A 14,667-nucleotide genomic window follows, 5' to 3' on the forward strand; every position below is an offset into this window, starting at 1 on the left:
AAATCGATGTATTTAGCTATACCACCGTTTAGAATTTGCACGATCCGCGTTTTCGGAATCGCAGCGATTCATTTTTGCTGTATCAGCGAGTGCTTAGTCTTGCAGACTGATGCCCGGTCACGAGTGCCGGTGATCTCGTAGGCTCTGGTCCGATGTTACTGCACGTCTTTTCTTGATGGCGGTATTTCCCACACTCGAGTTTCCGTGCGCATTAGAGGCGCTGGAGAGCGCGCTGCGTGGTATGAACCGCAGGCGCATCAATGAATAGGCAGACCACCACACGCATCTGTCCAACGCCTCTGGCGGCCCTGCGGTGGACAGCAGTTGCTGACGGGGAGGGTGACCCCCGGGGCGTTCAGCTGGGATTGAAGCGACCAAGTACCGGTATCGGTCACTGCGGATTCACCTCGCGTGCCACCTCCATTAATCGCTTGGCCTCGACCTGCGCCAGCGGGTTGAGAACCGGAATACGGTGATGAGGCGCGGGCTAGGCTCGATCTCGATCAGGCCGAGATGGTGGACAGCTGTCGCTGATTGAGGGTGGGGGATCCCCGGGGGCGCTAGCCGGGATCGAAAGCGAGATGGTACCGGTACCGGTTACACAGGCAAATCTTCGAGGGCGGTGGCAAACAAAGAAAGCTCCCTCGCGAAGACGGTAGCTGGCGAGTTGGCACGGACTCATTGGCGCGCACAGACGAGTTAGATTACTTCCGCTTTCGGTGGCATCTCGGACTTGGCCGGACGCGCTACTGGCGCGACCCGGTCACGAATGACCCACACCGGTCGTTTTTAGAATTGGTAAGCAACCCGGCCTACATTGTGGCAAGCTCGCAACACCAAGCCACAAACTGCAATTGCGCTGGTCGTATGCCACACTTATGGCGCTCCGCGTCTCCACCGTTTTATCACGGAAATGTAATTCGTCATGGGCGGGGGCCCTTGCCGGGGTCCGTGAAATGCGTGTGCTGTATACGGCGACAATCGCCACGTTTTTCGCGGCGATTCCGGCTCATGCTCAGGTTGCGGACTGGCGGCTCAATCCCGGCTCGGGAGATTTCAATACCGCCGGCAACTGGAACCCTGCCACGGTGCCGACCCTCAATGCGTTCTTCGGAAGGTCCACGATCTTCAACCTGGCGTTCAGTCCGGGTGCCGCAAACAGCGTCGGCACATTTATCTTCGATAATGTTGCGCCGACCTATTCTTTCAGTCTTGCTCCCTTTAGCAGCCTGACATTTACTGGCGAGGGCATCTTCGTTGCTCCGAACGGCGTGCAAATTACCACTTCGCCCCTAAGCAATTTGGTGTTCACTAACGCCAGCACTGCGGGCACTGGCACACACACCACAATCACCAACAGCGGCACCATAACTTTTGCTGGCAGCAGCTCGGCGGGCGACGCTACGATCGCGAACAACTTTAATTTAGTTTTCACGAACAACAGCACGGCTGGCAACGCCACCATCACCACGAATGGTGTGACGCAGTTTACGGACAACAGCACCGCCGGCAACGCTCGATTGATCACCAATGCTGGGGCGAACGTCCTTTTTGAGTTCACGTCGGGGCCGCTCGGCGACAATCAGATCACAGCCGGATCGATCGAGGGCGCAGGCACTTACGTAATTCCCAGCAAAACACTGACAGTTGGCAGCAACAATCTATCGACCACCGTCGGCGGTCTGATCGTCGGCGCCGGCGGCTCGCTGGCTAAGACGGGCAGTGGCACGTTGACGCTGTCCGGCCTCAATACCTACACCGGGACAACGACCGTGAACGCCGGCGCGCTGATCGTGAACGGCTCGATCGCGCCATCCATCCTGACGACGGTAAACAGCGGTGCGGCGCTGCTTGGCAGCGGCACGGTGGGCTCAACCGCCATCAATTCCGGCGGGTTTTTAGCTCCGGGTGCGGTCGGAACGATCGGCACGCTGAACGTCGCCGGCAGTCTGGCGTTCCAGTCGGGCGCGTTCTACATCGTGCAGGTCAATCCCACGACGGCCTCGAATACCATTGTGAGCGGTACCGCCACGCTCGCCGGCACGGTAGCGGCTGTCTTCGCGCCGGGCGCCTATATCACGAACAACTACCCCATTTTGACGGCTAACGGCGGGCTCGTGGGTACGTTCGAGGCCTTCGAGACGCGCGGTTTGCCGGCCGGCTTCGGAGCGAGAGTGGATTACTTCGACAACACAGCAGTCCTGCGCCTGCGCGCGCGCCTCGTTCCCGAACCCCCGGGTTCCGGTGGCGGTACGCCGCCGACGGAGCCGCCGCCGACAATTCCGACCGTGCCGGGGCTGCCGCCATCCGAGCAACCGTCTCCGCCCGATCAGCGGTTTTTCACGGGCAACCAGCTCAACGTCGGCCGCGCAATCGACAACTTCTTCAACAACGGCGGTGCGCTGCCGCCGGCCTTCGTGCCGCTCTTTGGCCTCACTGGTAACAATCTCAACAATGCCCTCGATCAGATTTCCGGCGAGCCCGCGACTGGCGCACAGACCGCAGCGTTCCAACTCGGCAGCCAGTTTCTCAACCTGATGCTCGACCCCTTCGTCGATGGCCGTTGCGGCGTTGGCCGCAATGACCAACCGATGCTCGGCGTCGGGCCCGAATGTGAACCCCGGCTGTCGGGACCGGCTCTCGCCTACGCCTCGATGTACACCAAGGCACCCCCGGCACCCGCGCCGATCTACGAGCCGCGCTGGACGGTGTGGGGTAGCGGTTATGGCGCTGGCAACCACACCAGCGGCGACCCCGTGGTGATCGGCAGCCATGATCTGTCGGCACGCACGGCAGGCTTCGCGGGCGGCTTCGACTACCGCCTTGCGCCCAATTCCGTGGTGGGCTTTGCAATCGCCGGGGGCGGCACCAATTGGAGCCTCTCGCAAGGGCTTGGCGGCGGCAGAAGCGACGCCGTCCAGGCTGGCGTTTATGGAGCGACCCGCTGGGGCGCGGCCTATCTTGCCGCAGACTTCGCCTTCACCAATCACTGGATGTCAACCGACCGCTTCGCTTTTGGCGGCGACCATCTAACGGCCGACTTCAACGCGCAGAGCTACGGCGGGCGGCTCGAAGGCGGCTATCGATTCGAGACGCCGTATTTCGGAGTTGCGCCCTATGCGGCGGTGCAGGCGCAGAGCTTCCACACGCCGAGCTACAACGAAATTGGCACCGTTCCCGGAGGTTTTGCCCTCGCGTTCGGTTCGCGCGACGCGACCGATACCAGGAGCGAGCTTGGTGCGCGCTTCGACCGGGCGCTGCTTCTCGATCCCAACACCGCGCTGACGCTGCGTGGACGGCTTGCGTGGGCGCATGACTGGGTGAGTGATCCCACGCTCATGCCGGTGTTCCAGGCGCTGCCGGGCGCGAGCTTCATCGTCAACGGGGCGGTCCCGGCGAAAGACAGCGCGCTCGCCTCGGTCGGTGCAGAGCTTCGGTTCGCCAACGGCATCACTCTGCTCGCCAAGTTTGATGGCGACTTCGCCGCGCACTCATCGACCTACGCCGGCACCGGTATGATCCGCTACAGCTGGTAAGAACGGCCTCAACGTTTCTCAGGCGCAGCGACTTCAGCTCGTGGCCGATTGTGTTGCAAAAGTCGTTTTGCAGGAGATGTCAAAATTCTGAGGGCCGCTGGCGCGTTCTTCGTGTAATGTTCGAGGGACCTCATCGCCTTGCGCCAAATCCACGGGCGACTTCGGTAGCCCGATTGAGGCTATGCGAATCATCGACCTCTTTGCGCTTCAGGTTTTCGCCAAGAATTTGCTGCAACTTTCGACTTTTGCAACAATATCGGCCCGTTTGCGACATGCCGACGAGCGTCAATAATGTCTGCTCATTGGGTTAAACCGGAAGTCGCGGTCACAGCTGGAGCGGAGATTGGAGACGATAGTATCGTCAGCTTGTGGCCCGTAGCTGAAGATCATAATGGCCGTCGGCACGTCTGTTGTTGGAGGTAGAGAAGACGATGCGAAGATAGTCACCATCAGAGGCTCATGGCCAGCGGGCATAACGCATGTTTCAGTGTGACGTCTCACTTTGAGGGGGATCGATCTCACGCGGCTTGCAGTATCAGCTCACTCACGCGGTCTGGTGCATCGAGCATAGCCATGTGCCCAACGTCCGGCAGTTCGAATGTGGTCCAGGACTTGTCGTTCTTGCAGTCTGCCAGTGCCTTATCAAAGGCCGGCTGCGGAAATTTAGGAAGGCGGATGTACGTCTTCTTCGACACCTTCTGGAGCCCCCCGGAAACCTTGATCTGCTGGAGATAGGTACCGACCGGATGGGGAGTGGCTTTGGATTCAGCGAATGCCCGATCGGGTTCGGCAACGATAGCGGCGGTCGATATCTTCGTTAATCCACGAACGCCTGCCTCGCCCGTGTCGACGGCCGCTTGTACGGATTTGCGAACCCCCTCGGCTGCGAAGTCTGCCACCCTTTGTCCGTCGGCCGGAATGAAAGCATCGAGCCATACAACCGATGAGACTCTGTCGCCAATGCTCTCGAGTGCGCCCGAGCCTACGAAGCCTGCATAGGACCACGCGACGAGACAGACGTTCTCGAGATTTTCCCATTTGATCAGGTTGACGACGTCGGCGATGTGGGTGTCCAGATTGATGTCCTTGCTCAGCAAATGCGAGCGATCGGCTAAACCCGTGAGTGACGGAGCGAACACTTTATGCCCGTCTTGTTCGAGCCGGTCAGTGACCCGGCGCCATATCCAGCCGCCGCAAAAAGCTCCGCTGACAAAGACGAAGGTCTTTCGCGGCGATTGGGCGCGGGCGGCGCCCATCGCGCCGTAGGCCGCTGCTGCCACGAGACCGCTAACTGCAGCATTGCGAAGGATGCGACGGCGAGTAATTCCACTTTCCGTCATGACAAGATGATCCATGTTGTTCAAGGAAGCTCCGACTATCAGCGGATTGCAATCAGAGGATATCACAGCACCATCTCGCAACCAAGGTCCGAGTCTGGCCCGTAGACGACCTGCGGCGCCGTCCGACGCTTCGTCAGCTTGTGACCCTGGCTGTGTAAAAACGCGAAAGATCGAAACGAGGCGAGAATTACATTCTTCAGTTCGTTTCTTTAAGTTGAGTGCGCTTGCGAGTTGGAGGGCTAGGACGGTCTTGGACGAATAACTTCTTCTATCGCCATCACGCGCCTTGGCGTTTTCACACAGCCAAGACCCAAAGTGGACATTTAAGACTACTGGTGCTGCCTGACGGCTCGCTTGAGTAGCTAGGCGACATCGGCGGTCTTCGATAGACTGGCGTCTCCGCCATCCTTGGGGGAGCAGGCGATGACATCTATTGACGAACGGCTTCTCGAAAGCAGAATGACCGAGATCGAGCAGGCCCGCACTTGGAGCCCGCGCGTCATCTCAAAATTCGAAACGCTGATCCGCAGCGGTGATGAGGCTGATGTTTATCGCGCCAACCCGCTAGCGTTTGCACGCGACCGGAGCGTGACTGAGCCCGAGTCGATCGATCTCTTCCTCCACGCTGCTCGCGCTGGGCTTTTCGATATGCACTGGGACATTCTCTGTCCCCATTCAGGATTAGTGCTGGAAAGCTTCGGCAAGCTGCAGTCCTTGCGAAGCCATTTTGTTTGTGGTCTGTGCGATATTGATGGCCACACCGACCTTGACGATTTCATTGAAGTTTCTTTTACGGTCTCTCCGCAAGTACGACGCCTCCCAGTGCACGATCTCGACAACCTTTCGATCGAAGATTTGCACTGGAAAGTGAAGTTTGCGAATACCGGACGGCTACCCGGCGGGCAGCTACGGTTTATTGATGTTCTGCGCGGCCTTGTACGCGGCATGACATATCTGCCGTCCGGCGTGACGACGACATTGCAAGCAGAGATTGGACTCGGGGCCCTTTCAGGTGTCAACGTACAGACACAGGCGGGCTTCATGCTACCGGTTATGGACTGCTCTGCGGCTGCCAAACGGCCTCCTGATAGTCCGACCATTGTTCGTATCATGTATGACGGCCAGCGTTTCATGCCCGCCATTTCGGCGTTGCCGCCTGGTCCTGCCGTCCTGGAGATTACGAACACCGGCTCCAAGCGCGGCTCCTTGCTTCTTATCAACTGGCCACCCGAGATTGCGGCGATGCCGGAGAAGCCAACGCTCGAATTCGATCCTTACGTCTCGGGTGGCATGCTGCTCGCGCGCCAGACGTTTCGAAAGCTCTTCCGCTCGGAGCGAGTGGACGAGGCGGAAGCGCTTGGCATACGCCAGGTGACCTTCCTGTTCACCGATTTGAAAGGCTCGACCGCTCTCTATGAGCAACTCGGGGATCTCAATGCCTACGCTTTGGTGCGAGAACATTTCGCCCTGCTGGATGCGGCGGCGCATCAGTATGCAGGATCAATCGTGAAAACCATCGGCGACGCGGTGATGGCCGCATTTTCCCGACCGGCTGATTGTGTAGCTGCGGCGCTTTATATCCTCAAAGTGATTGGCCAGTTCAACCGGGAGCATGGCCAGCCCGCCATTATCTTGAAGATGGGTGCGCATTGTGGGCCATCCATCGCCGTGACCCTCAACGAGAATCTCGACTACTTCGGTCAGACCGTTAATATTGCGGCGCGTGTGCAGTCTTTCGCGGATGCCAGCGAAATTTGCCTAACAGAGGCCCTTTACACGGCACCGGGCGTTCGCGAACTGCTCACAGGACGCGATGTCGAGGAGTTCGCCGCACCGCTACGCGGAGTAGAGGGCGTCGCGCAAGTCTATCGCGTGATGATCCGGACGTAGGTCTTTTGCCTCAGCTCAATGTGACCCTGCCACGGAGAGGCCTTTTGGTTCGGTCGCGCTGACCGAGCGATTGGAAAATTATTAAGCTCGTTGCTGCGATACATGAGTCCGGAAGTGGTCCATCATGGAAGTTGCGCCGCGTCTGATGGAGGTCCGCTCACTGCGCCAGAGCGGACCAGATTTGCTCAACCTGAGTGCTTCGCATTTTGACCCTGGCTGTGTAAAAACGCGAAAGATCGAAACGCGGCGAGAATTACATTCTTCAGTTCGTTCTTTAAGCTGAGTGCGCTTGCGAGTTGGAGGGCTAGGACGGTCTTGGACGAATAACTTCTTCTATCGCCATCACGCGTCTTGGCGTTTTCACACAGCCAAGACCCAAAGATGACATTTGAGGATCTGCTTTCGGGAGCTAAAACTCACGGACGTTTGATGTAGATCAACAGAGACCGAGTAGCATCGGCTGCACGCTTCCTCAGGGGCTCCGGCGGGGGTGTCGTGGATTATGCTGCGGAAGCGAAAAGGCGTCGGCGCGTGGCTGAACAATACCGCGCCATGGCTGAATGCACGTCTGAGAATGTAGTCGCCACCGTTTCAGCATCAGCGGGGTCAAATGACAAGAATTGTTCAATGGTTGCGCGGGCCGATCGTGTTTGCCGGTTTGCTGTCAGTTGGCGTTGGCGCGCAATGCCAAACCCCGGGCGCTTCATTGCTTCCCTCGGACGGCGGAGCGAGTGTGGCCGCGCACTTTGACCCGCTCGGAAAGCCGCCGTCGAAGTTCACGATCGAGCTGCGCAACGGCCAGAAGGCCGAGCTTCCGTTTGCCGACAAGCGCGATTTCGACGAGGCGAAACGAGGGTTCATTGCCGAGCCTCCATACACAAAGATCATGGCCGATGCCGGTCACGTCGCGTGGGACATGGCGAGCTACGGCTGGCTCCTTACCGGCAAGGACTTCGAGAGCATCCATCCCTCGCTGCAGCGGCAGGCCATCCTGAACATGGCTTACGGCCTGTACGAGGTTGTCCCCGGCCGTGTTTACCAGGTGCGCGGCTACGACCTTGCCAATATTAGCTTCATCAAGGGCGATACGGGCTGGATCGTCTTTGATCCGCTGACTGCGCAGGAGACCGCGCGCGCGGCGCTCGAGTTCATCAATGAAAAGCTGGGCAAGCGCCCGGTCGTCGGGGTCGTATACTCGCACTCCCACGTCGACCACTTTGGTGGGGTGCGCGGCGTAGCCGACGAGGCCGATGTCGCCAGCGGCAAGGTGATGGTCATCGCGCCAGATGGTTTTTTGCAGGAGGCGATCGCCGAGAATGTCCTCGCCGGCAACGCGATGTCGCGCCGCTCGCAATGGCAGTACGCGACGTTGCTGCAGCGCAGTCCGTTCGGCCATGTCGACCAGGCGATCGGCAAGAATGTGGCCAACGGCAATACGGGCCTGATCGCGCCGAACCGACTGGTCAAGAAGGAGATCGAGGAGATAACGCTCGACGGTGTGAACATGGTGTTCCAGAACGCGCCCGACACCGAGGCGCCAGTCGAGATGAACACCTACTTCCCGCAGTTCAAGGCGCTCTGGACCTCAGAAATTGTTACCGGCACGATCCACAACATCTACACGCTGCGTGGTGCACAGGTGCGCAACGCGCTGAACTGGTCGAAGGAGATCAACGAGGCGCTGTACAGGTTCGGGCAGGAGGCCGAAGTGATGTTTGCGTCGCACAGCTGGCCGCGCTGGGGTAATGCGCGCATTCAAGAAGTGCTCCGCGCGCAACGCGATACCTACGCGAACCTGAATAACCAGGTGCTCCACTATGCCAACCAGGGCGTGACGATCAACGAGATCCAAAACGTGTACGAGGTACCGAAGAGCCTGCGCGATCAGTGGCCTGCTCGCAGTTACCACGGCGATGTGCAGAATAACGCGCGTGCGGTGATCAACCGCTTCCTCGGTCACTACGACGGCAATCCGGTTAACCTGATTCCACTGTCGCCGAAGGATTCCGCGCCGCTCTATGTGGAGATGATGGGAGGCTCGGAGAAGATCGTCGCCAAGGGTGAAGAACTGATGGGGCAAGGCAAGTACCTGCTCGCCACCGAGATCCTGAACAAGCTGATCTTTGCCGAACCGCAGAACCAGCCGGCGCGACGGCTGCTCGCCGATGCCTACGAGCAGCTTGGCTACCGGGCGGAGAGCACAAGCGTACGCAACAGCTTCCTCCAGGGTGCGTTCGAATTGCGCAACGGCTTGCCGGGAGGCGTCCCGCCGAAAAGCACCGGCCCGGACGTCGTGCGGGCGATGTCGACTGAGCAATGGCTCGACTTCATTGGCATTAGCATGGATCCGAAGAAGGCAGAGGGGATGCGATTGACCTTCAATCTTGTGACGCCGGACAACGGCGAGCAATACGGAGTCGAACTCAGCAATGCGACGCTCACCAATATCAAGGGCTTCTCGGCGAAGAACCCGGACTTGACGGTGACCGTGAATCGCGCCGATCTCAATCAGGTGATGATGGGGCAAGCGTCATTCGATGATTTGCTCGCGTCCGGCAAGGCTCGGTTCGAGGGCGATCGGAGTGGATTCGATCGCCTTCGCTCCATCCTTGTTCGGTTCACGCCGGACTTTGAGGTTTTGCCGGGCACCGCCGCAAAGGCGGCAACACCCGCGCCGAAGCCCTTTGAGGTTCGCGATCTCGTCGAATCTGACTGAACGCTGGGCTAGGCGCTGGAAGAGCTGCTTCTGGCCGATTGTGTTGCAAAAGTCGTTTTGCAGGAGATGTTTCTAAGGGCCGCTGGCGCGTTCTTCATATAATGATCCGAGGGACCTCGTCGACTTGCGTAAAATTCATGGGGGACTTCGGTAGCGCGACTGAGGCTATGCGCATCATCGACCTCTTTGCGCTTGAGGTTTTCGCCAAAAAAATTGGAGCGCTGCAACTTTCGACTTTTGCAACACTATCGGCCCTTAGCTGAACGACGCCGAGCCAATTCGGAAGTCGGCTATCGGCGGCGAACCTGACGCGGCGCCACCCTTGCCTCAAACGCCGCGTTTGACCCAATTCGGACATCGAGTTAGCGATGGTTCGCTCCGCTGCTATTTAGTAATCATCCGCCTCGGCGTTGGCGGAGGCGCCGCCGCGGGTGAGATGACAAATGTCAGCCAGGTATTCCAGCCAGCCGGGCGAGCCGAGTTACCAAATTCTCCGTAACCTTTGACGTTGATGTAACCTTGGAGGTCTTGACTGAGCGGAAACACGTAACCGAACTGTGGCCCGATGCCGAACACCTGCGATTGGAAGCATCCGACGCGGTCGCCTGTGCCGCTGTCGCAGCCGATTTCTTTGTAGGCATAGCCCACCAGACCCACCTGAACCTGCTTGGTCAGGAATTGCGATGCACCCCAATCGAAGTGCAGGTCGACGCCATTCTGATACTGTGTTGCAGTATTTTTCAAATTATAGGTAAAGCCAAGCACACCTGAGAACTCATGGCCGGTCGCCGGATTAAAATAAGTGTAGCCACCGCCTGCGTCGATTGCGCCGTGCCCGATACCTACATTCGACAGGCGGTTGGAGTCGTAAGCGCCGACCGGTATATCGCCGGTGATGTAGGTCATGTAGTTGTGGACGCCCGCGTTCCAACGCAGAGAGAATTGTGGAATCAAATCACCAAAGCCCCAGGTCGTACTGTTGAGGCTATCAGATCGCATGAATGGGAGGCTACCGCCGCCCGGTCCTGTTATGCTCCCCGCCAACTGGCCTGCCAGAGTAGTGCTTACGACACCATAGGCTGACACGAGAGACACCGCCGCCTGGCCGCCGAGTACCGGCGTCGCGAATACATAGCTCGGGATCACAAAGCCAAGATCGCCAGTGGCGTTGAGACGCAAATTCAGATTTGCGTTTACCGTAACGTTGGCGGGAACACGGTTGAGCGTGAATTCACGGGCGCGCGCAACGTCGCCACCTGCTGACAATGAGGTATGATAATAGACGTTAGCCAGTGACCAACCCGGTTGCTGGGGAGCGGCTGCGAGGCTTCCAAAGAAACCGGGGACCCAGAAGCTGACACCGCCTTCATCGGCCATCGCACTATGGGAAAAAAACATGATCGCGGGCGCCAAAACAATTGCAGCAAAGCCAAATCTGCGTCGACGTGCTAAGATAAGCCGCCCGCTTTTCGCGGTCAGTGCAATGCTCGCTGTCATATTGTGCCCCCTAGCTAGCAAATTGGGCGGCAAATGCGTCGCCTTCCAATAAACTTCAGCGTGTAAGAAATCTTACGCCTGGAGATGGCGGACTCGCTATGCGAATTCGGCCAGGATTGAATTTGCCAGAGAAAAGATCAATATTGCGACCAAAGAGCCACAGGCGCTTTAGCAGGGATATCGCCGTGGATGATCTTTCCTGGCGCCGGTTCCGTTGTCATAGTGGCCAATGAGAGCGAAGTTGCCGACTATGAAGCACACGCTCACCGCCATCGTTCTAGTGCTGTACCTTGCTGCGCCCGTGACCGCTGGCCCGTTCGAGGATGCGGTCGAGGCGCATAGCAGAGGCGACTACCAAAAGGCCCTGCGGCTTATTCGTCCACTGGCCAATGATGGCAACGCCGTTGCCCAGTTCAATCTCGGGTTAATGTATGCGACCGGCCAGGGCGTACAGCAGGACGATTCTGTCGCAGCATTATGGTTTCGGAAAGCTGCAGAGCAAGGCTACGCCCCTGCCCAATCCAACCTCGGGACCGTGTATCTCTACGGCCGAGGCGTGACGCAGGACGATACCGAAGCAGTAGCGTGGTTTCGGAAGGCTGCGGACCAAGGTGACGCCATTGCCGAGTTTCTACTCGGGAACCAATACGCAAACGGCAAAGGCGTACCGCAGGACTATAGTGAGGCGATGATCTGGTTTCGGAGGGCTGCCGAGCAAGGCCATCCCGTCGCCAAGCTCTTTCTTGGGGTCATGTATGCCGAAGGCCGAGGCGTGGCGCAGGACTATGTCCGTGCCCACATGTGGTTCAGTTTAGCGGCGGCGCAGGGTGAGCAAAGAGCGGCCAAGACTCTAGAAATGGCCGAACGGAGGATGACCCCGGCTCAGATAAACGAAGCGCAGAAGCTCGCACGCGCCTGGAAGCCAGCTACGCAGCCAACTCCTCACTAAAGTAGTCTGCAGCCCGTCCCCCAATTTGCAACCGAATGCCGCGCGGTCAGCTCCGCTTTGAAGCGCTATGGCACCCTCGGCCACATCGACAGCTGACAAAAGTTTTACTGGTGATGGTGCGGTTGTCTCTTATCTAGACAACAAAGGAGACAACCATGAAGCTTGCGGCAATGGCACTAGCCTCTGCGTTCGCGCTCTCCAGCACCTGTGCATTTGCCCACGCAGTTCGTTACAAGTCAAACGTCAGGACCCATCCCATGCATAGCGATGCTACGCCGTCAGTCGTCTCGCATCCGAAATATGGCAATCCGAACAGCAATTTCAGTGGGTACGGGAGCCGCGATGTGTGGGGCCGCTGGGGCGCCTACTATGGGCCCATGATTCCCACAGGCGCTGGCGGCAGGTGAAAGCGCTAATGCGGGCGAGGGCGTTGCCGCCGCCGAACGCACCTACACCACCAAGCACGACACGACCGCGAAAAAACACTCCTCGCCACAGCCGACGAGGTGATCGAATGAGTGCGTTCATTTCCGTTGATGGCCCATCAGCGAAGTAACGCCCAGTCTGATGGGGGTCCGGTTATTCGGGCATAGCGGACTAGATTTGCTCACCCTGAGTTCTTCGCATTTTGACCCGCAGCGGACATCTGACCCGAAGTGACGCTCGTTAGTGGCTCCCGCGCGTCGAGAAGGGACTTGTGCGCCGCTCATCTGTTGCGCGCTGCGTTAGTTGCCGTCAGCAGCCACTTTGGACGCTCGAGATTGATCGGCTCCTGTGTCCCCCGTGTGCCGCGGGCGTTCCTGCCTGACGGCGTCGGCATGCTTCTCAGGTCGGATATAAATTGAGCTGATCTCGGGCAGCGCCTGCTTCAGTTCGACCTCTATCGTTTCGATTAGCGCTTCTGCCTGGCCCATCATCAGGCCATCGTCAAAGTCAGCGCTGATCGCGACGAAGATCGCATCCGGCGCGGTGTGGATCGTGCGAACGTGATTGATGGCGACGATCTCGCGGCGGCGTGCGAGGATGTCCCACATCGTCGCTATCAGATTGCGATCGGCGCTCTCGCCGATCAGCAGGTCTTTCGCTTCCCGCGCCAGCAGGATGGCGACGGCGGCAAGGACGAGGCCGATCGCAATCGAGGCAACGCCGTCGATCCGTGGATCGCCGAGCCGCTGACTGGTCCAAATGCCGATGGCGGCGATGATCAGGCCAAGCAGGGCGGCACTGTCCTCGAATAGCACGATGAACCCGGCCGGATCCTTTGAACGGCGGACGGCCGACCACCAGCTCGCGCCGGACCGACCTGTGTTGAAGGCGCGCACCGCGACGATCCAAGATGTGCCATCGAGCAGGAAGGCGGTGGCCAGGACGATGTAGTTGAGGGTGGGATTGCGCAACTCCTCGGGGTCCAGGATGTGAAGCCAACCTACGTAAATGGAAAAGCCGGCACCTACGGCGAAGATCAGAAGCGCGACGACGAATGCCCAGAAGTAGAGTTCGCGCCCATAGCCGAAGGGATGATGGGCATCCGCCGGCCGTTTCGCTCGCGCCTGTCCGTAGAGCAGCAAAACCTGGTTCCCGCTGTCGACTAGCGAATGGATACCTTCCGACAGCATGGACGACGAGCCACTGATGGTGGCGGCGACGAACTTGGCGACAGCGATGCCGAGGTTCGCAGCGAGCGCGGTATACAGTACGACATTCGTCCTGATGTGATGAGTGGCCTGAACCTCAGCCATGGTGCTTCCGGCGGAACTCCGCACAGCCAATCGATGCCCGCGACAGCAGGAGACAGTAGAGGATGCTTCGTCCAAGGCCCCTGTCAGGGCCGATCAGGCCGATCAAGGCCCACAACAGCGCAAAGCTGGCGAACACCAAGCCACCGATAATGAGCCAGGAGGCGAGGTTCTTCCATTGGATTTCGTAGCTCGCGTAACAGGGCCCGTCACTGAGGAAGCCGCTGACCAGGAAGCACGCGGCGCCTCCGAGCAGAAAAGCATGAAGCGGGTGGAGCGCTGGCTGATACAGCTGTTTTCTCCCAACCCAGCTGCAACCAGAGAGGAACACGGACGAACTCCGACAGACCGGAGCGACAACGGCGCTGCGGTGCCCCAAGAACGAACGGCATCACCGTTGGTTCCTGTCCGTTCCTGCAACCGCGCTGCCATGAGGATCGGCAAAACCAGACTGCTCCCGTGGCCGCTGAGACAGTTAGGTCGGATGACCGCGGGGCAAGTTCGGGGCTCAGGCGGCAATTCGTCGAGCGCGATCTTGTCGCGCAAACCCCGAAGGCGCCGTAGGCTGGAGGCGGCGGTGACGGCCGCTTTTGATGCTGTGGACGGCTCCTCCACGGGCACGATAGTGCCAAGGAGTGGGCGCCGTTTGGGGCTCCCACGATTCGGAGGAGCAGCCTATGCAGGCAATTTCAACGATTGGTCTGGATATCGCGAAGTCGGTCTTTCAAGTGCATGGCGTCGATGCAGCCGGTCAGGTGGTGAACCGCCGCCAGCTCAAGCGCCGTTTCGTGCTGTCCTTCTTTGAGAAGTTGCCGCCGTGCCTGGTGGGGATCGAGGCTTGCGCGTCATCCCATTATTGGTCCCGCGAACTGCAGGCGTTGGGGCATACAGTGCGATTGATGCCTCCGGCCTATGTGAAGCCCTACGGTGCGCCCCGACGGCGCGTATTACCAGTGGAGGAAGGATCCACCCAGAGAGTTGTCGATTGATCTGGTAGCTGACG

8 protein-coding genes and 1 pseudogene are annotated in these 14,667 nt (G+C 59.0%); 5 read left to right on the plus strand and 4 right to left on the minus strand.

Annotated features, from left to right (window positions below; genetic code table 11):
• Positions 1-956: 956 nt before the first annotated feature.
• Positions 957-3,536 (plus strand): autotransporter outer membrane beta-barrel domain-containing protein, encoded by a 2,580-nt coding sequence (locus tag AC5ZFO_RS22275; protein WP_496122542.1) that lies wholly within the window; start codon positions 957-959, stop codon positions 3,534-3,536.
• A 518-nt stretch (positions 3,537-4,054) separates the two neighbouring features.
• Here the strand turns inward: AC5ZFO_RS22275 and AC5ZFO_RS22280 are convergent.
• Positions 4,055-4,891 carry an alpha/beta fold hydrolase gene (locus AC5ZFO_RS22280; protein ID WP_496122549.1) on the minus strand — a complete coding sequence of 279 codons (837 nt, stop codon included), beginning with the start codon at positions 4,889-4,891 and terminating at the stop codon, positions 4,055-4,057.
• A 408-nt stretch (positions 4,892-5,299) separates the two neighbouring features.
• On the opposite strand from AC5ZFO_RS22280, the gene AC5ZFO_RS22285 reads away from it, so the two are divergent.
• Together AC5ZFO_RS22285 and AC5ZFO_RS22290 are read left to right on the plus strand one after the other, a co-directional pair.
• Positions 5,300-6,766, plus strand: coding sequence for an adenylate/guanylate cyclase domain-containing protein (locus AC5ZFO_RS22285; protein ID WP_496122543.1), 1,467 nt, complete (start codon positions 5,300-5,302; stop codon positions 6,764-6,766).
• A gap of 610 nt (positions 6,767-7,376) precedes the next feature.
• Complete coding sequence (locus AC5ZFO_RS22290) at positions 7,377-9,482, plus strand: alkyl/aryl-sulfatase (protein ID WP_496122544.1); 2,106 nt, start codon at positions 7,377-7,379, stop codon at positions 9,480-9,482.
• 384 nt (positions 9,483-9,866) lie between these two features.
• Here the strand turns inward: AC5ZFO_RS22290 and AC5ZFO_RS22295 are convergent, their stop codons facing one another.
• Positions 9,867-10,880, minus strand: coding sequence for a SphA family protein (locus AC5ZFO_RS22295; protein WP_306664713.1), 1,014 nt, complete (start codon positions 10,878-10,880; stop codon positions 9,867-9,869).
• 349 nt (positions 10,881-11,229) lie between these two features.
• Between AC5ZFO_RS22295 and AC5ZFO_RS22300 the strand changes: the two genes are divergently transcribed.
• Entirely contained in the window at positions 11,230-11,928 is a 699-nt protein-coding gene (locus tag AC5ZFO_RS22300; protein ID WP_496122545.1) for a tetratricopeptide repeat protein, read from the plus strand.
• Positions 11,929-12,653: 725 nt separating this feature from the next.
• On the opposite strand, the gene AC5ZFO_RS22305 is transcribed toward AC5ZFO_RS22300, so the two are convergent.
• Together AC5ZFO_RS22305 and AC5ZFO_RS22310 are read right to left on the minus strand one after the other, a co-directional pair.
• Positions 12,654-13,667 (minus strand): cation diffusion facilitator family transporter, encoded by a 1,014-nt coding sequence (locus AC5ZFO_RS22305; RefSeq protein WP_496122546.1) that lies wholly within the window; start codon positions 13,665-13,667, stop codon positions 12,654-12,656.
• Positions 13,660-13,995 carry a hypothetical protein gene (locus AC5ZFO_RS22310; protein ID WP_496122547.1) on the minus strand — a complete coding sequence of 112 codons (336 nt, stop codon included), beginning with the start codon at positions 13,993-13,995 and terminating at the stop codon, positions 13,660-13,662. The genes AC5ZFO_RS22305 and AC5ZFO_RS22310 overlap by 8 nt, the downstream gene beginning before the upstream one ends.
• A 346-nt stretch (positions 13,996-14,341) precedes the next feature.
• Here AC5ZFO_RS22310 and AC5ZFO_RS22315 point away from each other — a divergent pair.
• Positions 14,342-14,590 (plus strand): annotated as a pseudogene (locus tag AC5ZFO_RS22315) (IS110 family transposase); the annotation flags it as partial.
• Positions 14,591-14,667 lie beyond the last annotated feature (77 nt).

The organism is Bradyrhizobium sp. Unk1 (assembly GCF_059512345.1).

What these genes read in the sequence shown, in the direction of transcription:
- AC5ZFO_RS22275 (WP_496122542.1), top strand. Translation starts at nt 957, where the DNA reads ATGCGTGTGCTGTATACGGCGACAATCGCCACGTTTTTCGCGGCGATT.
- AC5ZFO_RS22280 (WP_496122549.1), bottom strand. Translation starts at nt 4,891, where the DNA reads ATGGATCATCTTGTCATGACGGAAAGTGGAATTACTCGCCGTCGCATC.
- AC5ZFO_RS22285 (WP_496122543.1), top strand. Translation starts at nt 5,300, where the DNA reads ATGACATCTATTGACGAACGGCTTCTCGAAAGCAGAATGACCGAGATC.
- AC5ZFO_RS22290 (WP_496122544.1), top strand. Translation starts at nt 7,377, where the DNA reads ATGACAAGAATTGTTCAATGGTTGCGCGGGCCGATCGTGTTTGCCGGT.
- AC5ZFO_RS22295 (WP_306664713.1), bottom strand. Translation starts at nt 10,880, where the DNA reads ATGTTTTTTTCCCATAGTGCGATGGCCGATGAAGGCGGTGTCAGCTTC.
- AC5ZFO_RS22300 (WP_496122545.1), top strand. Translation starts at nt 11,230, where the DNA reads ATGAAGCACACGCTCACCGCCATCGTTCTAGTGCTGTACCTTGCTGCG.
- AC5ZFO_RS22305 (WP_496122546.1), bottom strand. Translation starts at nt 13,667, where the DNA reads ATGGCTGAGGTTCAGGCCACTCATCACATCAGGACGAATGTCGTACTG.